Source organism: Eubacterium sp. An3 (genome assembly GCF_002159465.1).
In the GTDB taxonomy this organism is placed as follows: Bacteria; Bacillota; Clostridia; order Lachnospirales; family Lachnospiraceae; genus Anaerobutyricum; species Anaerobutyricum stercoris.
In genome coordinates this window covers 1-25,592 of record NZ_NFIR01000036.1, presented here as the reverse complement: position 1 = coordinate 25,592, position 25,592 = coordinate 1, and the positions used below count along the sequence as shown (strand labels likewise).

Genomic DNA, 25,592 nt, shown 5'->3' with positions numbered 1-25,592 from the left:
ACTGTTTTCAGTTCTGCCTGATCTGTGGATGCTGCTACGGTATCCAGATATGTACCTGTTTCCTGCACACGCTCATAATAGCGTCTGTCTGAATTAAATGCCTGACGGTCATAGAGACGAATTGCTTCAATTATATCTTCAGTAACACCGCTGTCTCTTAAAATCTTTTCTTCTTTCTCTTTCCAGAGCTTCCATTTGCGCTCTGCTTTTCCATGGTTATATGCCATTTTTCTTACCTCCAATCTGATTTGTTTGAACATTCAGATTGGAAAGGGCGGAGAACGGCAGCCGATACCGGAAGAAGGCTTGTCCTTTTTCCCGACAAATATCGACAAACAAAAAACCGCAAAGGCTGTTAAACCTTTGCGGCAGTAAGAAAAATGAGAACTATGCTGTAGAGCTAAAACTTCTACATTAGGGGCGTGAGAGTACCACCAACAGCAGAAGATTTTTTTGAGATGCTATCCTCATTCCTGTATGAAATTATGTAGGTAATTGCTGCTTTGGATAAGCAGCGGGGCGGCTGAAGCAGACCAGCACATAAAAAATCCCTCCAAACCCAAAACGGGTTCAGAGGGAAGATGTGTAATCAGGCATGATGAATCCGCCCACCGAAACACCGTTTTTTTTATTCGGTGGGCTTATCCTTTATCGCTTTTGACAGGGCAGAAATCTCGTTTTCCTGATTTCTAAAGGCGGCTTCTTTCAACCGTTCAAAACTTTCATTACTGATTACATGTTCTATCCGGCAGGCATCGACTTCTGCAGTTTCGGGATCAACACCTGCCGCGATAAGCTGTTCTGTAAAGAAGCAATGGCGCTCATAAATCTTTTCGGCCACCTCCCGACCTACATCGGTCAAATGGAGAAAGTGATCTTCATCCATTGTGAGAAAGCCGCCGTCTTTCAGGGTGTTGACCGCCACACAAACACTCGGTTTTGACACTCCCATGTGCCGGGCAACATCTACGGAGCGTACCATACCGAGTTTCTTTTGGAGAACAAGGATGGTTTCCAGGTAGTCCTCCCCGGACGGGGTTATTACTGGCTTCATAAACTCTTTTCGCTCTTGTTCCTGCTTTTTTTGCATTTCCGCAATCGCTTCACGGACTATTAAAGAAAAAATTATAGTGCGCCCCCTTTCTTTCTAACAGATGCTTTCTAAATGTTCCTCTCTGGGCACATGAAGTTTCATGATTACACGGCCCATCCGAGGCTTTCCTGTTGAATATGATACAGTTTTTCGTACAGACCTTTCTTTTCCATCAATTCCTTATGCGTTCCCAGCTCCGCCAGTTTGCCATCTTCCAGAACTATAATCTGGTCGGCATCCACGACAGTGCGAAGTCGGTGAGCAATCATGATGACCGTCTTGCCCTCCACCAGTTTTGCAATGGCCCTCTGGATTAAAACTTCGTTCTCTGGGTCAAGGGATGCGGTTGCCTCGTCCAGAAGAATGATAGGGGCATCTTTCAGCAGAGCGCGGGCAATGGAGATCCGCTGACGCTCACCGCCGGAAAGGGTGCTGCCGTTTTCTCCAAGGACAGTCTGATAACCCTCCGGCAATCGCTGGATAAATTCGTCACAGTACGCCGCCTTTGCCGCCGCCATAACCTGTTCCTCGGTAGCGTTCATGTTGCCTACGCGGATATTATTAAAAACAGTATCGTTGAACAGGGTCACATCCTGAAATACAAAGGACATACAGCGCATCAGGTGTTCCGGCTCAATGGTTCTGACATCCATACCACCAATCGTAATCTGACCCTTTCTTACATCCCAAAAGCGGGCAATCAATTTGGAAATCGTACTCTTTCCGCTACCAGAAGGCCCTACCAGGGCTGTTATACTGCCAGCAGGAATAGAGAAAGACACATCCTTGATAACATCGTCACGGTTATATCCGAAAGTGACGCTTTTCAGCTCAATGTCGTACTTGGATACATCTTTATCCTCGCCCTCCATAGCTGGTGTGGTCAGCAGAGTACGCATACGGTTGGTGACAGTTCCCAAGTGGAACAAAGAAGTCAACTGCGAAAGAATGGCAAGGATCGGCCCGTAAATCTGCGTGGAGAACATGAGCAGTACCAACAAAGGAAGCAGTTCAATCTCACCGCCGGTTATCAACACTGTTCCAATGAAAATGACGATGCCAAGCCCCGCTTGCAGGATCAGGCTGGCTCCCTGAACCAGAATACCGGAGGCCAGTTCTACCTTAATGGCGATTTTTCTCATGGCTTGGAGCGCTTTATCCAGCGTAGAGAAACGGGAACCACCAAGACCGCAGGCTTTGATAATCTTGATACCCTCCAAGTATTCCTGAATCTGGCTGGACGCCTCCAATTTCACATCCACCTGTTTGTCAAACAGACGGAGTTGCAGCTTGCGCCCGCACCAGATGATGAGGAATGTAATCGGCATCGTGCAGAAAATCGCAAGAGCCATTCTCCAGTCAAAAAATGCCAGACAAATGCAGGTCAGGGTGACGGAAATAATATTCGCAATCAGCGGCGGAATGGTACTGCTGAGCATGGATTCCATGCTGCTACAATCAGCCATCATGTTTGTGGTAATATCGGATAAATCTTTCGTGTTAAAGAAACTCATGGGGAGCTTGCGAAGATGTTCTGCAATCCGAAGTCTGGTTGTGCTGGCCTCCTTATAGGATGCAATATAGGTTTTCCTATAATCGTTTTTCGCAGCCAGGAATACCAAGATAGCCGCTACCACTCCCAGGCCCAGCAACTTCCACAGTGCGACCCACGAAATAGTTTCTCCGGTAAACGGCTTCAGTAGCTCCCAAAAGAGCAGGCAGGATACCATTGAAGGAAGCAGCAGCGCAATATTGGTTATTGTGCAGGCTGTAATCGCTTTTTTCAGGTCGGAATAGCCTTTCTCCGACAGCATTAACTTTTCTTTCAGCTTACTCATAGATCACACCGCCTTTCCTGTGCTAATTTTCCAGTTGATCGACTCCGTATAGCTGCTCCACATCTGCGCATATTTTCCGCCCTTCTTCAGCAACTCGTCATGGGTGCCGGATTCAATCAGGTGTCCTTTTTCCATGACAAGGATCTGGTCAGCGTTGCGAATTGTGGACAGACGATGGGCAATCATTACAACCGTTTTATTCTGGATTAGCTTTTCAAAGGCTTTTTGAATCAGGTACTCATTTTCCGGGTCGCTGAATGCAGTTGCCTCGTCCAGCACAATGATGGGAGCATCTTTTACGATAGCTCTTGCAATGGCAATCCTCTGGCGTTCACCACCGGAGAGGTGGACACCGGTGCTTCCAATCACGGTCTGATAACCGTTTGGAAGTTGCTCGATAAAATCGTGGCATCTTGCCGCTTTTGCCGCCGCAATCACCTGTTCCTCCGTAGCATCTGGATTTCCCATGCGGATGTTATCCAGGATGCTCTGCTTAAAGAGGAATGTATCCTGAAATACAAAGCTGACCTTATCCATCAGCGCATCCAGCGGAATATCCCGAATGTCAACGCCGCCGATTTGAATACTTCCGTCCGTCACATCATAAAATCGGGAGATCAGATTGGCTATGGTACTTTTACCGCCACCGGAAGGGCCGACAACGGCTGTTACCTTGCCCTGAGGCGCAAGGAAAGAGATGTGAGTCAGGGCCATGACCTGGGAATCAGCTTCATAGGAAAAACTGACATCTTGAAAAGCAATGTCATAGTTTTGTATATCAGCCGAGGTATTCTTTTCCGGCAGTACCGGGATGCGCAAGATTTCATCCATGCGCTCTACACTGCCGTCAATCTGCGTGAAGGACTCCGAGATATACATAATCTTATTCAGGATGCCTGAAATCGCATGGACAATAATTAGGTAGAAAATGAATGTCAACGAATACTCTCTGAAATCCGTAGTGTGCATTCCAATCAAAACACCCACCGGGATTAAAAACAGATAAATATTATTGATGATTGTGGTAAATGCAGGCATACAGTTTTGCCAACCCAATGCGTACTCCAACACGAAAGAGGTATAGTCCGTAATGGATTTACTCAACCGCTTAAAAGAATCTGCGGTCTGATTAAATGCTTTGATCTCCGGCATACCGCGCACATATTCCACAGAGGCGCTGTTCATGTTTTCCTGGGCGGTCTGAAAACGGTGCATTTTTTCCTTTGCTTCGCCGTTGAAGCCCGCAAACTGAACGATGAAGGCCAGAACAATACCGACCAGACAAACCACACCATATCGCCAGTCGATCCCAAGAAGAATAATGACCAGAACAAGCGGCGCAACCAAAGAGGCAACAAAATCCGGGAGCTGGTGAGCAATAAATTTCTCAACGCTTTCAATGTTTTCGTCCATGATTTTTCTCAGCTTGCCGCTGCCCAAGGTCAAATGATACCCAAGGGGAATATGCATGATGTGGTCGGCAAAGGCTACCTTCAATTCATAAAGCGTTCCAAACGCTGCAATGTGTGAACACAATAGGGCAAAAAAGTAAAATACGATATTCCCCAAAATACCAGCCAAGGCAAGCCAGCCCCAGGTTGAGATTGTAGAAACATTCAAGAGCGACATATCCGGGTAAACAAACAGGATTTCCCGAATGATGTAATAAATTGATAAATAAGGTAAAAAAGAACAAATTGCAGCCAGCGCAGCCAAAAAACCTGATAGAAACACAAGTCCTTTATGACCTGAAGCCAGTTCCAGACAACGCGCCAGCCCGGTTTTTGCTTTCGGCTGATTTTTGTTTTGCTGTGCCATTTCTAACCCTCCTTTTGGTCATACCCAATTTTTTCTAAAAGAAGCTCTGTCCCTTTGATTTGAAAATCATCGGTAATGCAGCCGTTCTCAAGGCGTATTGCCCGCTCACAGCAGGCAAGCGCACACTCCGCGTCATGGGTAATGACAATAATGGTACGCCCCATCTTCGCCAGCTTGCGGATCATCCGGCTGACATTCCGCATATTCGTACCGTCCAGTCCACTTGTAGGTTCATCCAGTATGATAATAGGCGCTTCGTGCATTAGAGCTACGCCAAGAGCCAGCCGCTGCTTTTGCCCTCCTGACAGCGTAGAGGGATGCTGTTTGATGAACGGCGTCAGTTCCAAGGCTTCCAGGATTTCTTCTGCCGCTTGTTTCCGCTCCGGGGTGACCTCTGCACCAGTAGTCAATTCATCCAGCAAATCCTCACCGAATAGTTGGCTATCTAAATCCTGCGGAATATACCAGACCTGTCCCAAACGGCCTTTTGGTCTGCAATGCTTTCCAAACAAAATGACTTCTCCGGATTTCTCTTTCAAAAGCCCCGCCAATATTCGCCCTATGGTGCTTTTTCCCGTCCCGTTGGGACCAATCAGGGCAATCACTTCCCCCTGACAGCATTGAAAGTCAATATCCTTTGCTACAATCGTTTCACCAAAAGAGTGGTTTAGTTTTTTCACCTCCAGGACAACCTCGCTGGTTGCCGCAGATGAGATTTTTGTCTGCTCAATCTGATGTAGGTCAGGAGTGCGGAGTCCCAGCGCCTGGATTTCCTGATTAGTCAGAGCTTTCATTTGTTGTGCGGTAAATTCTCGCACAATTTTTCCTTTCTGCACACACAGAAAACGGTCTGCCAGATTCATCAGATAATAAAGCCGATGTTCCGCTATGATAATGGTTTTTCCCTGTTGTTTCAGCTCTCGGATAATGTCTGCAAAACGATAAGTAGATGCAATATCCAGATTGGCGGACGGTTCATCCATGACATAAATTTCCGGGTCAATCGCCTCTGCCGATGCAATCGCAACCTTCTGGCGCATTCCATAAGACAAGCTGTGCAGGCTATGATCCAGAATGTCCTGAATCTTAATGTCCGCCGCCGCCCGGTGAACATGGTTCCGAATTTCCTCATGGGAATAACCGTAGTTTTCACAGCCGAAAGCAACCTCACCGGCAACCTCATTGGCGAAAAACTGGCTTCTGGGGTCTTGGAATACATTTCCTACGATTTTGCCGCGTTCCCAGGACGGAATTTCTTTCAGCGGTTTCCCGTCCACAAAAACCTCGCCGCTTAATTCCCCCTCGTAAAAGTAGGGGATCAGTCCGTTAATTACTCTTGTTAAAGAGCTTTTCCCACTTCCTGATGGGCCGGTCATAACAATGACCTCTCCGGCGGCAATGTCTAACGATATATGTTCCAGTTGATTTCCGTTCCCTCCATAGGAAAAGGTCAGGTCACGGATTATTATTTCTTTTCCCATTCCTTTCCTCCTATAAAAGACAGCAGCACACAGTAGCTCCCACGCTGACAACAATCAAAAAGCAATCCAGCGCAGCAATCCGGCTGACATAGTAGCTTTCTTTCTTGTAGGGACTTTCAATTCCCCTGACTATGGCAGAAGCGGCTAACTCGTCCGCAATCTTTAAGGAGCGAAATACCATCGGGACAATGGCATATTCCAATGTGTCCATTGGATGCCTCAAAACATTGCCAACCGATTTTAAGAAACCACGAATTTTCATGGCCTCCCTGACTTCTCCAAATTCATGTAGCACAGTCGGAGCAAAACGGAGCATAACAATCAATACAAGCATGATACGGGTAGGGATCGGCATTTTTCGCAGGCTGGCTGTCAGTTTCCCGGACGGGATTTTAGCCAGAAGATACGCTGGCATAGCGGGAAGCAACAGCTTGTAAATCATACTGAGTAGCAGCGGAGAGGGAATGCTGATCTGATACTTCATCTCAATCATCAGCCATACAATCGCCACTAAATAGACCGCAAAGCATCCCAGAGCCTGTTTATATAAACCGAACCAGCAAAGGATCAAAAAAATCCAAAAGGTAAAAATCCCATGCCCTAAAAAACTTGTTGCAAGAAAGGTCACGATACAGGCGCACAGCGTCAGGAAAAGAACTGTGCGCCCATCGATCCGGTCAATCCGTCTTTGCTTTTTTTCTTCGGCTATCATCCTACAATGCCCGCTTTTTGGAAATGCTTTCTGAGCAACCGCTGGCCGAACAATGTACCGAGGATGGCAAGAACCGCAGTAATAGCAATACCCAGAAGCATCAGTGCCGGAGAAGTCACCATAGAGAACTGCATATTCAGAGTATTTGCATCAAACCCGCTGCTTGCTGCCATTTCCTGATAGCTGTCCCATGCCCACCATAACGGTACTGCACAACCTACAAAATTGCCGATAGCATTAACCGTCCAACCAATCCGATTACGAGCAGCATTACGGTATGTATTTTTGCCAACCATGCATAACTCAGCAACGAGGGCTACAATCAAGAAATAAGGAACCAAGAACATATACCCCATAACACCTTGGATTAGTCCATAAACAGCAGCCCAAGCAAACAACAATCCATGTTTGTTAATGCGATTTGCCGCAACCAAATAAAATGTTGCTCCAATAAAGGCATCAATACCAGCAGAGCCGTATAAATATACTGCTGGGAAAGGCAATGTAACCATACCAATCACCATTGCAATTGCAAAATTGATGACCATCATTGCGGCAATCGTCATAATATCTCGAACGCCAATTTTTTTCTTTACCGTTTGTTCCATTTTTGAAACCTCCTTAAAATAAAATGACAGTGTAGTTAGCAATAACTAACTACACTGTCATTTTACACCGGTTTGCAGTCTCTAACTACTCCAAAGGGAAAAGTAAATCAAGAAAACAGCCCAAAAGTTAAATCACTTTTTTGCTTTACGGTAATCCTTTGGAAGCATTCCAAACACTTCTTGAAAGGCTCGCGCAAATTTACTAATATTTGAATATCCAAGTTCACCGGCTATTTGCGTGATTGATTGATCTGTTTCCTGCAAATAAACAGCCGCAAGATTCATTTTATACTTTTTGATATGAGCATAGGGCGTATCACCATAAATCTGCTTGAAAATAGCTTGAAATGTGACCTTGCTCATTGGTTCTTTTCGCAGGAGTTCTTCTATGGACAGTTTTTTGTCCAGGTTTTCTATAAGCTCTTGACGGATGCGTTTGATGATTTCAATTTGCTCTTTGGCATAATATGTTGCCTCATATTGATCTTCAATCCGCAGTTGTTTGATATGGTAAAAGAGTTCCAATAATTTGATACGAAAATAATCTCGCCCTTCAACACCTTTTGCAGCATACAATTCGTCGAAGATATGTAACAATCGCTGTGGTGTCCGACATAAAAACCACTTTTTTTCTAATTCTAATTCTCGTCCGAGATTTAGAACATCAATGTTGTAGTACGAAAAAATCTGTTGTGTTTCCGCATCGACGGAATCCTTATCAATCACACAGCTTAGTCCTACACTATATCCAAAGGGAAAGGAATAGGCCGCAGGAATATTAGCAAGGGCGTTGATGCAAAATTCTCCCTCGTTCATATGGAAAACCTTATTATTTCTTAACTCAAACTCAACGCGTCCTTTTTGATAATGACGGATTTCGATGATATTTTTGTTAGGAATAGGCTCATGGAAAGTATCTGAGCAGTTAAAATCCATAAAAATCAAGTTAATGCCGGGAAAAATGGCATAGTCATATAGACTTCCTGTTCCATTGCACTTATATTCGATTTGAACATAATCATTATGTTCATCAGTTAGCGTAGCATATTCACCGTACCATTCTGTCCCATGTAACTCTTTCACCCATATCTTCCTCCTTTTCGGTTAGCGGCAACTAATTATATGTTAAATTGTTTTTTGGCTCTCGTCAACCTCTGACAACATATTCTTTATATTTCACTTGAACGAAAGGTTCAAAGAGGAGATATGGCAGAATTGCAAAACAACCAGAGGCCGCAAGTGGCAGCCTCCGCTTGCAAAACTATTGATAAATTAGTTCCATCAGCACAATTTCCTCTATCTGCGCTTTCAGCGTGTTCATCAGTCCCACCCAGCGCATGGGGTCACGGGCTTTCAGTTTCTCGGTGACACCCGCCGCCTCCATCATGCGGGGCAGCATGGCGTCCATCCGTTCACGCGCTGCCCGGTCAATCTCCAACAGGTGCGGGTATAGCTTTTCACTCAAAAGCAGGCTGCTGTAAAGGCCGGGCCGGTGTTCTTTCAGGTAGCGGTGCCGCATACGGCCATACTTGCCGATGGGGGCCTCCGGCTGCTCGGACAACTTCAGGTCGGGGATGTAGTAATCCCCGCAGCGGGTGTAAGTCAATTTGTTCATATTCGTCCTCCTTTGCACTGTGATGGTTAAACTGCGGCACTGGCCGATACGGTGGCCTTGCGCGGCTCCTGCCTGGGTAACTGGCTAATGGTGGTAAAAATGCCTTTTTCCATGTCCTTTGCCCGGATCGCGGCCTTTGCCGCCTCCACTTGCGCCTTGCGCTTGGCGTTGTAGCGTTCTTCCCATTCCTTCTGCTTGCCGTTTGCCTTGCGGCGCAAGTAATTCTGGTGAAGCCTGTCCTTGCGTTCCTCCTTCTTCCGCAGTTCTTCCTGTTCCTCCGGGGTCAGGGGAACCGGCTGCAAGGCGGGCGGGATATACCGGCCCACAAAATTGAAGTAGATTTCAACCTCCTGCGTGGTGTCCTGGCTGCCTTTCCGGGCGCGCTCATGGACAAGGATTTTCTCTACAAACTCGTTGAGCATGGTGTTTGTCAGCGTGTCAAAATTCTCGTACTTGTCAATCAGGGCAATAAACTTCTCCGCAGATTTTCGGCTCTGTTCATAGCCGGTAACGGCCTTTTCCAGTTCCGCGATTTCCGCATTGAGGGCGTCCTGCTCTTTGGCGTACTGTGCGTCCAGGGCCTCATACCGGGCGTCCGGCAGCTTACCCAGGGCGTTGTCCTCATAGATTTTGCAAATCAGCTTTTCCAATTCCCCGGCCCGCTTTTGGGCGGCGGCCAGCCGTTTCCGCTTCTTGGAGATGTCGGCGGTCTGCTGGGCGGCCTGCGTTTCTTGGACAGTGCGGATAAACTCGGCCCGGTCATTCCTGGAATACTCCGCGATGGCCCGGAGCATATCAGCAATCAAGGTCAGAACAGCTTCGGCCTTGATACGGTGCTGTGTAGGGCAAAGGGAGCCGATAGGGTACTTCCCATACTGGCCGCAAGTGTACTGCGGGACACGCTTGCCGTTGTAGGTGCGGTGAACATACATCTTGCCGCCGCAATCGGCGCAGTACATCAGGCCGGTCAGGGGATGGGCCTCCCCAAAGCCGTCCGGGTAGCGTCTGGCGTTTCCCCGGATACGCTGCACATTGTCAAAGGTTTCCTGGTCGATAATGGCCTCATGGGTGTTCTCAAAAATCGTCCACTCGCTTTCGTCAACATAGTGGCTTTTCTTGTCCTTGAAGTGTTTGCGGGTCTTGAAATTGATGGTGTGGCCCAGGTATTCCCGCTTTTTCAGGATGCTCACAATGGTGGATGATCCCCAGCCGTAGGGGTCTTTGACCGGCTTCGTCCTGTTTACTCCTTCGTCAAAGCGTGCCAGATGGACAGCGGGGATTTCAACCTTTGCCTCGGACAGTAGCTTGGAGATTTGATAGGGGCCGTAGCCCTCCATCGTCAGGGAAAAGATACGGCGTACCACATCGGCGGCTTCTTCGTCCACAAGCCAGTGTTCCCGCTTTTCGTCCCACAGGTAGCCGTAAATGACGGTGCCGGTCAGGTGTTTGCCACTCATGCCTTTGGACTTAAACACGGAGCGGATTTTCCGGCTGGTGTCGCGGGCGTAAAACTCGTTCATAATGTTGCGGAAAGGGGTAAAATCATCGTCGCCTTTCAGACTGTCCACACCGTCATTGATAGCGATCAGCCGGACGCCTCGCTGCCGCAAAATCTCCATAACCTGGCCGACTTTCAGATAGTCACGCCCCAGGCGGCTCATGTCTTTGATAACAATGGCCTCCACCCGTCCGGCCTCGACTTCCTCCATCATCGCCAAAAAGCCAGGGCGGTCAAAACGGGTTCCCGATACGCCGTCATCGGTGAAGTGGGTGGGGTTCGGCAGCCCATTCCGGCGGGCAAACTCCTCTAACATCTTTTTCTGGTTGGAGATTGAATTGCTCTCGCCCTGTAACTCATCATCGCGGCTCAAACGCTCATACAGTGGGGTGATTTTCTCGTTTCTCATGGCTGTACCTCCTGAAATGAAAATGCTTTAAGTGACTGCTTCACTAACCATGACAAAAACCATGATTAAGAAGTCACTTAGAGCATACATCTCCAGCGGCTAACTTATATTTACGGTATTGCTTGACCGCGAAGTGGTCAGGGTCGCGCTCTTCCAGCTCATCGAACATGAGGTCAACGGGATTTTTGAAAGTCTCGTCATCCTCTCTGGCCTCCGAAGCGTTGATCAATTCGAGCAAGGTAGTGAAGTTTTTCTCGTGTTCCGGCGCTTCGTACCAGATATAGCCGATGAGTGCGGTATAGTAGAGCTTTTCTGCCTTGACCCAGAAATCCTCCCCGGACTTATCGCCATCTCCCTTCGTGTTGACGATGATCGTATTGACCAGTTTGAGGATGTCCTTTTCGCTGCGGATGTAGGCGAACGGGTTGTAGTGCATGGATTTTCGGAAGTTGATCGTATTCAGCGACTTGATGATATAGCCGTTTTTCTCAAGCATCTTTCCGCATTCGACCAGCACTGTACCCTTCGGAAGCATTTCGTCAAGACAGAATGTGCATTTATTTGAAAATTCTTTGTGACCGCTGGAAAAGCCTGTGGCGATAGGACTTTTCAAGTGTTTCATGCTCCGTTTCGGATGTCATTTTTGATTAAACGCAGCAACTTATCCTCCATCGTTTCCTTGCTTGTTTGGCTAAAATGGATGCACACCTTGTAGGTTGTCTTGCCAATTTTTCTCACCATGGTTGCGGGTGTGTGCTCCGCTGTCTGTACTGCTTTCGCTTTGGCTGTTGCCTGTTCCATGTGCGACACCTCCTGTAAAAAAGCCCGACAAAGGAAAGGCTGACAACGAAGTCCTGACAACGGACATCAGAAAACCTTAAAACTCTGTCGGGCAGATGCTCTATTTTCTTTTTCTTCTTTTTTTATAAAAGTCGGTTGTCATGGTTGTCAGTAGAGAGAAAACACCCGTCAAATCAGGGGTTTTCAGACTTTCGCCCGACAACCAGACCGACAACCGGCTCGACAACAAAACGGCAACCGGCACTGATTTTTTACTTTAGCCACTCAGGGGGAAGTTCCAGCTGCTCCACTTCCTCCGGCGTTAATTCCTGAAAATCTCCGCCTCCGTTGTCGGGCTGGATGCGCTCCCAGCCTTTCTGCCGCCCATAAGGGCTGCGAAAGTACCGGGGATTGGAAAATGCCCTCCAGCCGGTCACGCTGTTGTTCATAATGTCGTTGATCTCCCGGATTTCCCATTGCTTCGGCTCGTCAAAGCTGTGTCCCAGGGCTTCTCGGAACAGCTGCTTGGAGCAGACCATGTTATCCGAACACTTTTCCAGATATTCAATGATTTGTCCGGCTTTGGTATCCTCCGGCATGAAGTCACGCTGGTGGACTTTCAGATATTCGTTCATTGCCGGGCTGAATCGGAGCTTGAAGTTTCCGCTGCGGTAAATCTCCATTGCTTCTGCCCAAACCTGTATGAGATAGGCTCTTGCTGCCGGTTCATCGTCCAGAATGTGGATTTCTGCCAGCTCAGGATGTACCATGACTGGCACAAAACGGCGGTTGCCGGTGCGGTCAAGGGGCAGGAAGTCCAGCGTGTTGGAAGTGCCGCAGAACACACACTGCCGTTTTCGGTCAGCTGGGTGGGTTTCGTATGGCACTTTATAGGTTTCCTTCTGGCGGCTGAGAAAGGATTTGATTTCTTCAATGCTCTTGGCATTGGCGGTGGCAATCATCTCCGACATCTCGATCAGCCAGTGTCCCTGCATCTTGCGGTACACATTTTCATCGTCCAGCTTTTTCAGGTCATCGGAAAACCAGTCATCCTGAACTGCCAGCAGCCGAAAGAACGAGGACTTTCCAGCTCCCTGACCGCCCACCAGACAGAGCATGATTTCAAATTTACAGCCGGGACGGAACGCCCGTGAGATTGCTCCCAGCAGGAACAACCGCATGGCTTCACAGGTGTAATCATCGGCATCAGCTCCCAGAAACCGGTGCAGACAATAGCGGATGCGCTCCGTACCGTCCCACTGCAAAGCATTGAGAAAATCCCGGACAGGGTGATAGCGATTTTCGTTGGCAATCACCATCACGGCATCCTGTATCTTTTTCTCAATGGTCAGTCCATAGTTTTCCTCAAAATACAAGAGCAGATATTTGATGTCCACATCGGTCAGGGTCGGGCTGTCCCGATACCAGCCGAGGGGCTTCACAATATCCACTCGTTCTGTCAGCAGATTTTTTCGGATAGCTCCTTTCAGCAGAGGGTCAAGCTGAAACACCAGTTTATAGTTGGCGGCGGCATTGGATACCTTACCTTTCTCGGTCTGTTCCAGGCTGCTTCTGACCTGTTCCACGGTGCAGAGTTCCGGCTGCTGTCCATTCTGCAATTCGCTGCTCAAGTTTCATCACCTCTTTTCCTTGCTGTGCTACAATCTCCCGGCGTTCTTCCGGCGATCCGTCCAGAAAACTATCCAACAGATACTCTGTGTAGGATTTCCTTTGCAGGGCTTCCACAAAGAGAGGATGCAGGTCATCCTCCGGCGTTTGCGGGGCATACTGCTGTTCCCATTTCTGGAGAAGGTGGAAGTATTCGCATAAGACCTTGTAGCAGTGCATTTCTTCCTGTCTATATTTCTGCTCTGGGGTAGGTTCCCGGATATGGGGTTTGACGGTCGGCTTCTGCCGGTTGTCATAGGCAATCCCAAAATCATCAGCAATCTTCATGGCGGCTTCCTTGCTGGGCAGCTGAAACAGCTGGGAAACAAAATCCACTGCATCCCCATCAGCCTGACAGCCAAAGCAGTGAAAACGCCTGTCCAGTTTCATGCTGGGGTTTTTATCATTGTGAAAAGGGCAGACCGCCATGCCGTTTCTGCTGACAGGGATGCCATACAGCTCCGCTGCCTGTCTGGTGGTCACATTCTGTTTGACCGCTTCAAATACATTCAAAATTCCACCTCCTGACAAAACAAAAGGCACCCGATTTCTTTTGAAAATCAGATGCCTTACAGTTCCATATTCTGCTTTTTCTCCTGCCGGTGCTGCTCGTCCTTTTTTCTGGATTCCTCCTGATAGTCCTTGATTTGCTCGGTGACAGAGTGCTTCGGCTCTGGCTTCTTTTTGACCTCTGCCTGTTCCGGGGCGAGTACCTTGTTGACCCAGTAACGGATTTCTTTCAGCGGCTTCAATTCCTCCTGCACTGCCGCCAGCTGCCCGGTATATTCTGCGTGAGAAGTTTGCAGCTGTTCATACTCCGCTTGCAGGACTTCCAGATCAACATTCAAGTCAACACCATGCTTTTTCAAAAAACGATACGCCTTGTTGTATGCGTCCAGCTCGTCCCGGTGGCTTTCCGCATAAACGGACTGCACCGTTTTCCAGCCGATTCGCACATACTTGTCATGGACAGCTTTATGCTGCTGACAATCGGCAACGGCGTTCTGTATGCCGGTAATCACTTTCATGCGGCTCTCGGCTTTTCTCATGCCGGTGCTGACGCTGCCAGATTTCTGTTTCACTTCCTCCAGCACACTGTCCAGCTGTTCCAGCGTAAAAATCTCATGGTCTTTCAGATAATTGGTGGCGTTGACAAAGGACTGTAAATCTTTCGTTGCACCTTTTTGCTGACCGTATCTTGACCAATCCCGGCGTTCTGCCTTTCGCAGATTGAGATAATCCCGCAAAAGGTTGATAAGGTCGGGTGATGCGGTTTCCGGCTTCTTCTCTGCCAGCAGCTCTTTCCGGGCTTCCAGAATATCGCTGATCCAGTCACGCAGATTCTGAATGGTGCTGCGGATCACGCTCATCATGCGGTTGGCGGCTTTGATGTCCCGATTCAGATTGCCAATATTGGTCTGGATGCCACGGCGTTCCATCTGTGTGACAGCTGCTCCCATGTGGACGGTGGGGATGATGTCCAGCCCCTGCTTTTCATAGGAACGGAGATCGACACGGACAGGGCTGTTCACCATTTCCAGATAACGGTTCTGCACTGTTTCCCAGCCGGTGCGCCACTCCTGCCCATGATACTGCTCGTTCCAGTCAACAGTGTCCTCCTTATGACTTTTCCAGTTCCCGGACGGGAGTCGGATACGCTCGCCATTCTCGTCAAGGTCATAAACCTTTCTGGCTTTGGGAAGCCATTTTCCATGCTCGTCCATTGCCCGCATAGTCAGCATCACATGACAATGGGGGTTGTGTCCCGGTGGCTTGGGGTCATGGATGGCAAAATCAACAATCATGCCTTTGGAAACAAAAAACTGGTTGCAGTAGTCCTGCACCATCTGTGGATACAGTTCCTCCGGCACTTCTCTGGGCAGCGCCAGCACAAACCGTCTGGCAAGCTGGGAGTTCCACTGGTTTTCAACTGCTTCCACTGCGTTCCAAAGCTGCTCCCGGTCGGCGTATTCCATCGGGGCATGGGACGGCAGCATGATTTCCGTGTAGACCACACCTTCCTTTTTCCGGTAGTCTTTGTGCTTCTGGTCATACTCGGAAAACAGATTCTCGCCGCTCTGGTAGGCAGCTCCGGCAACAGCCGACTGCCGGTTACTTCGCTTCGTGATTTTGATTTCAAAATGAGGGTTTGCCACTTCATCATCTCCTTTGGCAAAACAAAAGACCGTCTGCAAAGCTGCAAGCGGTCAGGTCATCGGGTTCTATTCCTGTTGTTCGGAAATTCCTGTCCGGCAGGGATTTCCGGACAGCAGGGGGCAAAGGGGTAGCTGGCTTTAGCCAGCGCAGGGGAAGTGCAGCTTCCACTGGATGATTGGAGCAGAGGGTTTATCCTGTGCGGAAATCATCAGCTCCCTGCAAGGGGCTTTCGGCAGAACGCAATGCACCACCTTTAGGCGGTGTATAATTGCGCCCTTGTTAAAACAAGGGGTTCTCGCTGCCGTCCGTTGTCAGCCTTTTTCTCCGCTCCTCAATGAGTGTGTCCAACTTCTTTTGGGCGGCTTCACCGTGAAAGAGGAAGGTCAGAAGTTCCATCACATCGTCATCGGTCAGCAGAGTAGGCTCACGCAGAAACTTCTCCAGCATCCCGGCACGAGTGCAAAGCCGGTGGGTTCTCTCGCTCCGTGTCAGGCGTTTCCGTTCATGCTCCAGCTGCTTCTCCCTGTGCTGGGCGGCAATCAGCTTTTTCTCGGCTGCGGTTTTCTGACGGTTCAGCTTTTCCAGTTTTTCATTCATGGGGGTCAGGCTCCTTTCTGAATAATGGGCAAAACAAAAGCGACCAACTTTTTACGGTTGATCGCCTTTGGCTTGGTCACTATTTTTATGTTTTTAAGATGAAAATTCATCCGCTAAATGATTGCTTAACTCGGACAATGACTTGATTAGCCCCAGATTACTATATTCAAAATTCTGCGTTAGACTATCCCACTGCATAAATCCAAGACAATGTTCATGACTCTCTCCGTCAACTATGGTCTGAATATCAGAAATATGGGTTTCAGTAGAAAGAATATGCGCTAAGCGTGGACTTGCCCCATTATCAATATTAACCAGCAAACCATATTTTGCGCCTGAAACCAAGCAGTATCCAACAAGTTGTGACCATTCTTTAAGCCCTGCACTGTTCATCAGCTTGACTTCAAGAATTAAAATCTCAAATTGCGTTCCATCAGTGATCAAAGCAAAAATATCAAGGTTTAGCGGGGGCACTCGATTCGCAAAATTTTTAACGCAGGTACATTTATCTGGATGTTCGGAAATAATTCTTTGCAAATTGGTTTTCAGTTCGCCGATACCCCAAAAAACACTGAGTTCTTTGTGGCGTTTCGCTCTGAAATTACTTTTAAGCTGAGCTTCTATAAAAGTTTGGATTTCTGGATAATACGAAACTTCATTTCGGCTGCGTTTACCGGGCATCTCGTAAGTCCTCCTCAGTAATTTGACGAACGAGCAATTTATATTCATTGTCCGGCGAATTTGTTACCAAGCGTTTGTAAACATTAGGATTCCGAGCACCAATTAAAGCACCACGACCGTTTCCCACAATAACCAATGGTGTGAGAAGATCAGGCTTTCTTATTTCAACCGATAAATCTGCGTCATCATGTGAATGGCGTTCAACAATTTGAAAATATCCTTTTGGACGCTTGCCAGAGAGTTCGTCATCGTTTGCAATGACATAGGCAACCGCTTGGAGAATTTCGGCTATTGGATAACCAGTATTCGCAGTAGTGCCGTATAACAAAGCTGTTTTATCTTCCTTGTACTGGTCTATTAGGGTTCCAATATTTACATTAAGAGAAGTGTATTCCCGTCCCGACAGTAGGGGATCTGCTTGAATAATCTCCTCAATCTGAATGTAGCTATCCTTATGCAAAATCGGGAATGGGTTAATCAGTTCTCCAATATGCTCAAACTGTTCCCTGATTTTACAGTATGGAGCGTGTTCACAGCCCATTACCGTACAAAAATGTCTGAAATGAATGTAATGCCCACCCCTAATCAGTTCTGGCAAACGAGTATCATTTTCAGCTGGATGCACTGTGGACGGAGTGAAATGCATATCCCTCGTTTCACATCTTTCCGCAGCATGAGTTTCCCTTTGTAATCTACGATTTTCATTTGATGTTTCTGCTTTAGTTCTAAACGCAAATGCACCAAACTGAGCATATTGATCCAATAAAATTCGCAGCTTAAAGCCTTTGTTCCATTGAGCGTAGTATGAATCGTTTGTGCAATGGATATTTGGATGATTCCAGTTTACCTGATCGGGAATACAATTTATGCTGTACAACAGTCGACACAAATCACATACGAACTTAAAGTTGTAGCCCTTGATTTCAAAAGAAATAATTTGATGCTCATCGGTAAAACGGCGCTGTGATTTTGCCATACTTCCGATTGTATCAGCTAATCCAGCAATAAAGCGGCGTTTAAGATTATCATCAACTAATTCTGATACAACCTGGCTTATATCGGCACTTCCACGAAGCTCGCCTTCACACACAATGCCATAATGCATAAGGTCATTTTTTACCGCTGTTGTATCGCCTTCGCAAAGAATTGTCCAAGTCCCTCTGGGAGTGGTTTCATATTGAACAGAAAGGTCATAGACAGCCCGAAACATTTGCCCTACTTTGCGTAGAATATCTCCTGCAATTTCTCCAGCACGCTGTGGATTTTCAAGATATGAACCCCATTTTTTATATGGCAGGCGAATGCTGAAAACATCTTCTGCGTTTCCAAATACACCTCCACCTATGATTAACCCCAATAGATATGCTTTATCTGTATCCATTCTCTTATCCCCTTACTTTTCACTTGTGTTTTTCTTAAATACTTGCTCCATTATTGCCGAAGCGATATTGTATGCCAACATAACCGGCACAGCATTTCCTATGACTTTATACATTGCTGTAATGTTTCGTGCTGTATCTGTTAAGAAGTTAAAATCATCGGGGAAAGTCTGAATGCGGGCAACTTCTCGTACAGTAAACCTTCTGTTTTCAGTAGGATGTATAATGCCACAGTTCTCCGGCTGAGCAGATGCTGTCATAGTTCCACAAATCTCATCTCTTGAAAAACGACGGTAAAAGTTGGGCGAATGGTACTTTTTCATGTTATCTCGGATTCTTTGGAAACGAGGAGCTAAATGTTCATATGGAACATCTTTCCACGAGCCACCTTCGGGAATAAATCTAATCATGTCCAGTGCTTGCGGCGAAAGTGCCCAATCCACATTGTTGGCTACTTCCGGCGGCACATCTAAAATGTGACGCAGCGTCAGATTTTCTTTAGTTTGTTTTTTGGGAAATTCAAAGGTAATGCCCAAGTCTTTGCGGACACCCACAAACAAAACTCGTTGACGGTTTTGAGGGACACCATAATCCGATGCATTTACAAGCTGATGCACGACATTATATCCCACGCCATTCATGGTAGACAAATCTTCAACAATGACTTCTGCTAAATTGCGTCCATCAATATACTTTGTCGAAAGCAAACCTTTAACATTTTCAAAGACAATTACTTTCGGCATCTTTTTTTGAATTATACGCAGACACTCTTTGTATAGCATACCACGAGAGTCGTGGACGCCTTTCCGATTACCTGCATTAGAAAAAGGCTGGCACGGAAAACCAGCGGTTAAGATATCTCCATCTGGAATTTCATCTTCACCAACCGATAATATATCACGCTTATCTATTTCGCCTAAGTTGAGTGAGTATATTGCTTGAGCATCTGCATCAAAGTCATTTGCAAACACAATGTCAAATCCTGCTTTTTTGAACCCTAAATCCATTCCACCACAACCTGAAAACAGGGAGATCAGGCGAGGATGCTCCGGGGTTTCCAGTTCCAGTTCTGGGAGATTTGTTATGCTGTATGCGGGTTTATTTTGACAAGAGTTAGACACATATTCATCAACATCACACGCACGAATCCGCCAAGTACGATTGCCAAGTTTTGAAGCTGGCAAACTACCATTTCCAATCATTCGTCGTATAGTTTTTTCAGAAAGCTGTAGATATTGAGCTGTTTGAGAAACAGTTAACAGTTCCGTATCCATAGGTTAATTCCTCCACTCTGTTTTTCGCTATTATATATTCTAATATACGAACCCCCGAATGTCAATAAAATGAGGGAAAACAGCGGACAACGATGGACTTATATGGACACATTTTCAATATACGCAAATCGAACAAGCGTTTTGGAACAAGAAGTTCAAATCGCTTTACTGGCATTGCCCCCACATATATTGCGGTCAGAACATCGGGTGCAGACCCGACATTCTGACCGCAAATCAGCCTTTATTGCTACATTACTTGGTCTTGCCACTGAAACCATTTCGCCGGGCGTACTGACTGGCTTTCTGCCTGCGTTCCTCGCTGTATGGGGGCTGCAAGCGGATGGACAGACGGGACTTGTCGATCAGATAGGACACGCCGCCCAGATGCTCCGGCTTTTCCATCTGGCATAGGTCAGGATATTTTTTGCTGAACGCAGCCAGCCGCTTTTTCAGCCCGGCATTGTAGGTGTAGATGCTGGCAGTGCTTTCTCCCTCGTTGAACAGGATGATGGTTTCTTTCTCAATCTTCGTCAATCTCGTCATTGTCAACCTCCATACTGCCGCCCACGATGCGATTCAAAATAGCCTTGTGCCGGTAATAGGCTTCCATCTCCAGCTTCATATTGTAGAAGAAGCAGCGATACCACTTTTCTACGCCCTCGCTGTCCAGCTTGTCAGCCAGAGCTTCCACGACTTTCTTTCCGGCAGGGTCGGGAATCAGGTCTGCCACCTGATACAGACGATCCACCGTTGCTTCACGGTTGGGGCAGCCAAAGACAAACAGGATTTTCTTTTCGCCAATGCTCATTTTCATAAAATAGTCCTCCTTGAAGTTGATAAAAATAAAAGCGGCAGATAGTTCCCATAGGAATACCTGTCGCTTTGTGAACGATATGAAATTGTCGGGTCAGGACTTGATAAAATCACGCAGTCCGTAGTTTAAGTCTACAATTCTTTCAATCAGCCATTCCGCTATCTGGGGGATGATGAAGATTGCAAAGCTGACTGCCAGCATTTTCAATGCTTCCATGCCGGTACACACTCCAAACATCAGCCCGGCAAGTGTAATCATGAAGATAATTCCTGCCAGCAGGTCAAACAGGATAGCAGAAAAGGAAGTCAGAAAGATTGCCACCCATTGAATCAGGGTCACAGCTATTATTAGCGGCAATGCCAACAGCTTTATCAGAAACATGGCTATTTCTCCCCATTGACCTGTTCATAGGCTTCATGCTGAACAATCAGCCCAGCGGAAAAGCCGTATTTGAAGTGGCTTTCGCTTTCTTCACATTGGGCGATTGCTGTCTGCGCCCGGAGTTCCTTCACCAGCTCATAGTCCTCTTTGCTGAGCCGCTGGGACAGCTGCTCCATCAGGTTCTCACAGGCTTTGACCGCCTTGCGGTATACTTCCGATGTAGGGACAACCGTTTCACATGGATAAAACCTCCCGCTGTACATCTCTTCCAAAATCATAACACCACCTCCCTTCAGCAGTAGATTAACTCTGCCTTGATGATTTCTTCAGCCCGGCTGCGGATGGAGTTCATGGACTGCACCCATAACATCTGATTTTCAGCTTTCATGGCTTCGGTCACACCCTCGGCTTCTGCCATCTGGCGGATAATCAGGTGCAGCCTGTCCGTTGCCTGTTCGTTCAGGTCTGCCAGATAAGTCCAGAGCTTTCCGCTCAAAATCAGCTCATTCAGCAGCCCCAGATTGGTGATTCTCAGATATTCTCGGTGCATCCGTCCCCATTTTCCCAGAGGGCGGTGTTCCTCTGGCAGTTTCAAATCCGGCACATAGTAATCGCCCACCAGCACATAGTCCATGCCGTTTTCATGGATTCTCGGTTTTAAGTCTTGCATAGTAACCTCCATTTTTTTCACAGCTCAACAACTTCAATTCTTTCATAAAGGTCAGAAGAATCATTCTCAAATAAACGCCTATGATACTCTGCATCAGAAAAAGTCGGGTAAAAATATTCTTCATCGGGCTTACCGTCTTTGCGAATAAACCTAACTACCCACAAGAAAATCACACTCCTTTCTCACAGCGAATTATCCAGAAACAGATTCCGCTTGTTTGACTTCCCGTTCCTTTTTACGCTGCCTGTACCTGCGGACGGTTTCGTTTCTGCGGTCTTTTCGTTCACGCTCTTTTAGATCAGCCAGCCTTTGTGCTTCCTGTTCCTGCATCAGCAGTTCTTCTTCGGTATCTTCCACCATAAACTGACCGATGAAATTAAAATAAATATCAATTTGCTGGCTTCGGTCTGCTGTTCTGCCGCCGGTTGCTTCGTGGACAACTACTTTGTCAATAAACTCATTGAGAGCGGTCTGGTCAATTTCTGTAAGGTCACGGTACTTCTGTACCAGACGCACAAACTGTTGACCATTTTCTGATTCTTGCTGAATCTCATGGATGCTCACTTCAATCTCTTTTACTCGTTCCTCCAGTTCCTGTTGCTCACTGTCATATTGAGCCATGAGCTTTTCAAACTGGCGGTCAGGAATTTTACCGGAAGCATTGCCTTCATACAGTCGCTTGATGTAGTTATCCAGCTCTGCAATCCTTTTTTTGATGTTTACCAGCTCTTTTTTGTCCTCTGATTGCGTATGCTTCTGGTCGGCACTGGTTAGCACCCTGACTTGTTCCAAAAATGCCTGTTCATTCCTCAAAACATACCGGGCAATTTTTCGGACAGCTTCATCAACCAGCTTGTCCAGAGTGGAAGATTTGATATAGTGCATGGTGCATTCGCCATACATGGACTTGTAGGTGGGGCAACGAAAACTACTGTCTGCATCATAGGTTTTTCCATCTGGTCTGTGCTGTGACTGTGGGCTTGAATAGGAAAGGCGTTTGCCACAATCTGCACAGTACACCAGCCCAGAAAGGCGGTGCGAATAGCTTCCGTTTGCCAGTTTACGTCTTGTTCTTCTACGAAGTTTTTGAACCAGATGCCATGTTTCTGCATCAATAATCGGTTCATGGGTGTTCTCAAAGATAATCAGCTCATCTGGTCTTGCTTTCCGGCGTTTCTTGGTTTTGAAGTTCTCGCAGATGGTCTTGCCCAGAACCGTATGCCCCATATATTCCTGTTTGTCCAGAATGTAGGATACTGCGGTACAGTTCCAGCGGCAGGGGTCATGGTAGCTGTGATTACGGCTTTCTCCATGTTCGGACTGCTCCAGATATGCAGAGGGGATCAACACATTATCAGCGGTCAGCTGATTGGCTATGGCTTGGCTTCCCATGCCATCAATAACCATCTGGTAAATCCTGCGAACAACCTTTGCGGCTTCTTCATCAATCAGAAGATGGTTTTTGTCCTCTGGGTCACGCCTGTACCCATAGGGGATTGCGCCGCTGCACCGCTTGCCATCCTGCATCCGGGAACGGAAAATGGTTCGTATTTTGTTGCTGGTGTCCTTTGCATACCACTCATTCATGATGTTCAAAAACGGTGTGAAGTCGTTTTCCGTTGGATTGGCACTGTCTACGCTGTTGTTGATGGCGATAAAGCGGACACCTTTTTCGGGGAACATGATTTCGGTGTAAAATCCGACTTTCAAATAGTCACGCCCAAACCTGGACAGGTCTTTGACGCAGACAACATCAATCTCACCGGCTTCTATCGCAGCAATCATTTTCTGAAAGCCAGGACGCTTGAAGTTGGTGCCGGAGTAGCCATCATCTGTAAAATGCCGGATATTCTTGAAGCCCTGAGCCTGTGCATACTCCTCCAGATAGCGTTTCTGGTTGACTATGGAGTTTGATTCGCCCTGCATCTCGTCATCTCTGGACAAACGCTCATAGAGTGCCGTATACTTGATTTTCTTTACCGCCATCGGCTTTTTCCTCCTTTCTCAGTTTCTATGTAGGGCACAGGAAATACCGCATTTTGTTGTTGTGATATTTTCTCTGTCCTACATCATTGTAACCCTTGGGATCAGTGACCACATAGGAGCTGTGCATCTGCATCAGGTTGGGCTTCACGAAGAAGCGGGTCTTGCCCGAGCCGGAACCACCGATGACAAGGATGTTCTTATTCCTCGCGTACTTCGGCTGCTTCGGTCGGCTGTTCATGGTCAGCCCCTCGGTCTGGGTGAGGATGACATTGTTGGAGAAGTCATCATCCATGTAAGGTCGGATGTCTTCCGGTCGTCCCCAACGCGCTGACCCGTATTCTTCTCCTTGGCGGAATTTCTTGCGGTTTTTTCCTTTGATGTAGACGGCCAGCTTGAGCAACGCGCCTCCGGCCACACCGATGAGAAGATCTACCGGGTGGAAGCTCGGAAGTGGGTTGGCAAACGCTGCTCCGAAGTTGGCAAAGCCTCCGGTGAGTTTGTCGATGAACTCTGTGCCGGGAGCCAGACGGAAGACTGCCGCCAGCTTACCCACAAAGTAGAAGGCGAACACATACGGAAGATTGAGAAGGACGAGCTTTTTGATGTCGAGTTTCTTTCTCATAGCTCAACGCCCCGATCCTTCGTCTTGACCTTGACCTTCTCCTTGTGCTGGGCTTTGGACTGCTCCCTGCTGCGGGAGAGCTTCTGCTTGAGGGATTGCTTTTCTTTCTGCTTGACCGTCTTGGCGGAAAACTCCTTGAAAGCCTGAGTCATCACATCCACATCCCGTCCTTTGAAGAAGACGAGATAACGCGGCGGCTGCTCAGAGGTGTCCTTCTTGAGCGCGTAGTCGATCCCATACTTGTTCGCTGTGCGCTCGAAAGACTTGATGTTTCCGTCGGTCACTTCAATGTTGCTGATTGCGGCGTTCTGCTCGACAAGGTGCTTGATGGACTGCTTGCCCCGGTAGGTCTTGGGCTGAGAGGCTTGCTTTTCGGCCTTTTCAATTTCCTCAATGAATTTGGCGAGCGCTTTTTTCAGCACTTCCGCAGTGATCCTGCCGCCCTTAATGGCAATCGCAACGACTTTGGTATTTACTTCATCCTGCATGGGGACCTCCTTTCTGAGATTTGCGGGGCAATCCCGTCACTAAGGCGGGACACCGTGTAAAATGTGGATCATGTTTTCATCTCACCCCCTTGAAGTTGATTGAGAATGCTTACGCATCAGCCTTTTCCGTGAAAATCGTAGTTCACGCGGGCTGAATAGTAGTTGTCTATGGTCAGTGAAGCGTTATACAACGCCGTAAGCAGATATGCCCGGATGTTCCGAATGTCGGAGGGGCAATCGTTCATCGCTTGGAGCACATAGTCGATGTGGCCGCTGTCCAGCTTGAGGAAGCGTGACTTAACCACCGGCAGCGGCATATCCTCGCCGTTGATACGGATGGTGGGGCTTGTGGAGCAGACAGCATCCAGCATAATCTCGACAATTTCGTTTACACGGTCAAGGTCATAGTGCCTGTCCTGAGAGCGGATGTCGATCTCAAGGTTATCCCGGATCAATTCCCTGTATTGCTCCCGTTCATCCATCCTGTCCATCCCATCAAGATTGATAGATTGATAGTTATTCAGAGAGTTATTTCTTTCGTTGGTAATTACTTGATTAGTATTTAATTGTGCGGGATTTTCCCCGTGTGGGTTTTCCAGATGTGGATTCTCCATATCTGGATTATCCACATCTGGTTTTTCCCTGTGTGGAGAAACCGGTTGTGGCTGTTCGTAAATCTCAAAGACCGTGTTGCTCATCCTGCCCTTGGCGTCTCGCTGCCTGTGTCGGATAAGGTAGCCGTGATCTTCAAGCTCTCTGAGAGCTGCCAGAACAGCATCGGGACCTTCCTTGCAGATCGCCGAAAGACCTTTCGTTGAGAACTGCCAGCCGTCGTTGAAGGACAGCATTTTGGAGAGCAGCCCCACGGCCTTGAGGGACAGGGTTTTATCGCGGAGATGGTAATTTAGTGGTAGTATAAAAATAGTACAAAGTAAAGATGCCATGCAGACCTAAATCATGTATGATAAGAGAGATGATAAAAAGGAGGCAGTACAGGCATGGCAAAGGGTAGCAGATACGATC

At 47.5% G+C, this 25,592-nt stretch carries 25 protein-coding genes and 3 pseudogenes; all 28 read right to left on the bottom strand.

Annotated features, from left to right (window positions below; all coding sequences use genetic code 11):
* Nucleotides 1-227: pseudogene (locus tag B5F87_RS17990) on the bottom strand (sigma-70 family RNA polymerase sigma factor); the annotation flags it as partial.
* A gap of 401 nt (nt 228-628) precedes the next feature.
* A complete protein-coding gene (locus B5F87_RS17985; RefSeq protein WP_087283510.1) occupies nt 629-1,054 on the bottom strand; it encodes a metal-dependent transcriptional regulator in 426 nt (141 codons plus the stop codon).
* 143 nt (nt 1,055-1,197) lie between these two features.
* A complete protein-coding gene (locus tag B5F87_RS17980; protein ID WP_087283509.1) occupies nt 1,198-2,931 on the bottom strand; it encodes an ABC transporter ATP-binding protein in 1,734 nt (577 codons plus the stop codon).
* A 3-nt stretch (nt 2,932-2,934) separates the two neighbouring features.
* On the bottom strand, nt 2,935-4,749 hold the full coding sequence (locus B5F87_RS17975) for an ABC transporter ATP-binding protein (RefSeq protein WP_087283507.1): 1,815 nt from the start codon (nt 4,747-4,749) through the stop codon (nt 2,935-2,937).
* Between the two features lie 2 nt (nt 4,750-4,751).
* Nucleotides 4,752-6,230: an ABC transporter ATP-binding protein gene (locus B5F87_RS17970; protein WP_087283505.1), complete on the bottom strand. Its 1,479-nt coding sequence runs from the start codon at nt 6,228-6,230 to the stop codon at nt 4,752-4,754.
* A gap of 10 nt (nt 6,231-6,240) precedes the next feature.
* Nucleotides 6,241-6,942, bottom strand: coding sequence for an energy-coupling factor transporter transmembrane component T (locus B5F87_RS17965; RefSeq protein WP_087283503.1), 702 nt, complete (start codon nt 6,940-6,942; stop codon nt 6,241-6,243).
* Nucleotides 6,939-7,550, bottom strand: a complete 612-nt coding sequence (locus B5F87_RS17960) for an MptD family putative ECF transporter S component (protein WP_087283501.1) — start codon at nt 7,548-7,550, stop codon at nt 6,939-6,941. Before B5F87_RS17960 ends, B5F87_RS17965 begins: the two co-directional genes overlap by 4 nt.
* Nucleotides 7,551-7,682: 132 nt before the next feature.
* Nucleotides 7,683-8,633 (bottom strand): AraC family transcriptional regulator, encoded by a 951-nt coding sequence (locus B5F87_RS17955; RefSeq protein WP_087283499.1) that lies wholly within the window; start codon nt 8,631-8,633, stop codon nt 7,683-7,685.
* Between the two features lie 178 nt (nt 8,634-8,811).
* Nucleotides 8,812-9,165, bottom strand: coding sequence for a TnpV protein (locus B5F87_RS17950; protein WP_087283497.1), 354 nt, complete (start codon nt 9,163-9,165; stop codon nt 8,812-8,814).
* A 26-nt stretch (nt 9,166-9,191) separates the two neighbouring features.
* A complete protein-coding gene (locus B5F87_RS17945; protein ID WP_087283495.1) occupies nt 9,192-11,072 on the bottom strand; it encodes a recombinase family protein in 1,881 nt (626 codons plus the stop codon).
* A 91-nt stretch (nt 11,073-11,163) separates the two neighbouring features.
* Nucleotides 11,164-11,607, bottom strand: a pseudogene (locus tag B5F87_RS17940) (type IV secretory system conjugative DNA transfer family protein); the annotation flags it as partial.
* Nucleotides 11,608-11,690: 83 nt separating this feature from the next.
* A complete protein-coding gene (locus B5F87_RS17935; protein WP_087283493.1) occupies nt 11,691-11,873 on the bottom strand; it encodes a transposon-encoded TnpW family protein in 183 nt (60 codons plus the stop codon).
* A 251-nt stretch (nt 11,874-12,124) separates the two neighbouring features.
* Entirely contained in the window at nt 12,125-13,471 is a 1,347-nt protein-coding gene (locus B5F87_RS17930) for a virulence-associated E family protein (RefSeq protein WP_343215785.1), read from the bottom strand.
* Nucleotides 13,395-14,033, bottom strand: coding sequence for a CHC2 zinc finger domain-containing protein (locus B5F87_RS17925; RefSeq protein ID WP_087283489.1), 639 nt, complete (start codon nt 14,031-14,033; stop codon nt 13,395-13,397). Before B5F87_RS17925 ends, B5F87_RS17930 begins: the two co-directional genes overlap by 77 nt.
* Nucleotides 14,034-14,089: 56 nt before the next feature.
* On the bottom strand, nt 14,090-15,676 hold the full coding sequence (gene mobQ, locus B5F87_RS17920; RefSeq protein ID WP_087283487.1) for a MobQ family relaxase: 1,587 nt from the start codon (nt 15,674-15,676) through the stop codon (nt 14,090-14,092).
* Nucleotides 15,677-15,956: 280 nt separating this feature from the next.
* Nucleotides 15,957-16,274, bottom strand: a complete 318-nt coding sequence (locus tag B5F87_RS17915; protein ID WP_087283485.1) for a DUF3847 domain-containing protein — start codon at nt 16,272-16,274, stop codon at nt 15,957-15,959.
* A gap of 93 nt (nt 16,275-16,367) precedes the next feature.
* Nucleotides 16,368-16,955, bottom strand: coding sequence for a hypothetical protein (locus tag B5F87_RS17910; protein WP_024400488.1), 588 nt, complete (start codon nt 16,953-16,955; stop codon nt 16,368-16,370).
* Entirely contained in the window at nt 16,945-18,336 is a 1,392-nt protein-coding gene (locus B5F87_RS17905) for a hypothetical protein (RefSeq protein ID WP_087283483.1), read from the bottom strand. Before B5F87_RS17905 ends, B5F87_RS17910 begins: the two co-directional genes overlap by 11 nt.
* 12 nt (nt 18,337-18,348) lie before the next feature.
* Nucleotides 18,349-19,608: a DNA (cytosine-5-)-methyltransferase gene (gene dcm / locus B5F87_RS17900; RefSeq protein WP_024400486.1), complete on the bottom strand. Its 1,260-nt coding sequence runs from the start codon at nt 19,606-19,608 to the stop codon at nt 18,349-18,351.
* 252 nt (nt 19,609-19,860) lie between these two features.
* A complete protein-coding gene (locus B5F87_RS17895) occupies nt 19,861-20,151 on the bottom strand; it encodes a molecular chaperone (RefSeq protein WP_087283481.1) in 291 nt (96 codons plus the stop codon).
* Complete coding sequence (locus B5F87_RS17890; RefSeq protein ID WP_087283479.1) at nt 20,129-20,422, bottom strand: hypothetical protein; 294 nt, start codon at nt 20,420-20,422, stop codon at nt 20,129-20,131. The genes B5F87_RS17895 and B5F87_RS17890 overlap by 23 nt, the downstream gene beginning before the upstream one ends.
* 93 nt (nt 20,423-20,515) lie before the next feature.
* Entirely contained in the window at nt 20,516-20,803 is a 288-nt protein-coding gene (locus B5F87_RS17885) for a CD1845 family protein (protein WP_087283476.1), read from the bottom strand.
* Between the two features lie 2 nt (nt 20,804-20,805).
* The gene (locus B5F87_RS17880) at nt 20,806-21,081 is read right to left on the bottom strand and encodes a DUF6809 family protein (RefSeq protein ID WP_087283474.1); all 276 of its coding nucleotides are present in this window, start codon (nt 21,079-21,081) and stop codon (nt 20,806-20,808) included.
* A gap of 14 nt (nt 21,082-21,095) precedes the next feature.
* On the bottom strand, nt 21,096-21,473 hold the full coding sequence (locus B5F87_RS17875) for a TnpV protein (protein WP_087283472.1): 378 nt from the start codon (nt 21,471-21,473) through the stop codon (nt 21,096-21,098).
* A 192-nt stretch (nt 21,474-21,665) separates the two neighbouring features.
* A complete protein-coding gene (locus tag B5F87_RS17870) occupies nt 21,666-23,459 on the bottom strand; it encodes a recombinase family protein (protein WP_087283470.1) in 1,794 nt (597 codons plus the stop codon).
* 91 nt (nt 23,460-23,550) lie between these two features.
* A pseudogene (locus B5F87_RS17865) lies at nt 23,551-24,081 on the bottom strand (type IV secretory system conjugative DNA transfer family protein); the annotation flags it as partial.
* Entirely contained in the window at nt 24,078-24,569 is a 492-nt protein-coding gene (locus tag B5F87_RS17860; protein WP_004611945.1) for a PcfB family protein, read from the bottom strand. The gene B5F87_RS17860 and the pseudogene B5F87_RS17865, both read right to left, overlap by 4 nt.
* 116 nt (nt 24,570-24,685) lie before the next feature.
* The gene (locus B5F87_RS17855) at nt 24,686-25,513 is read right to left on the bottom strand and encodes a DUF6017 domain-containing protein (RefSeq protein WP_087283468.1); all 828 of its coding nucleotides are present in this window, start codon (nt 25,511-25,513) and stop codon (nt 24,686-24,688) included.
* Nucleotides 25,514-25,592: the final 79 nt, after the last annotated feature.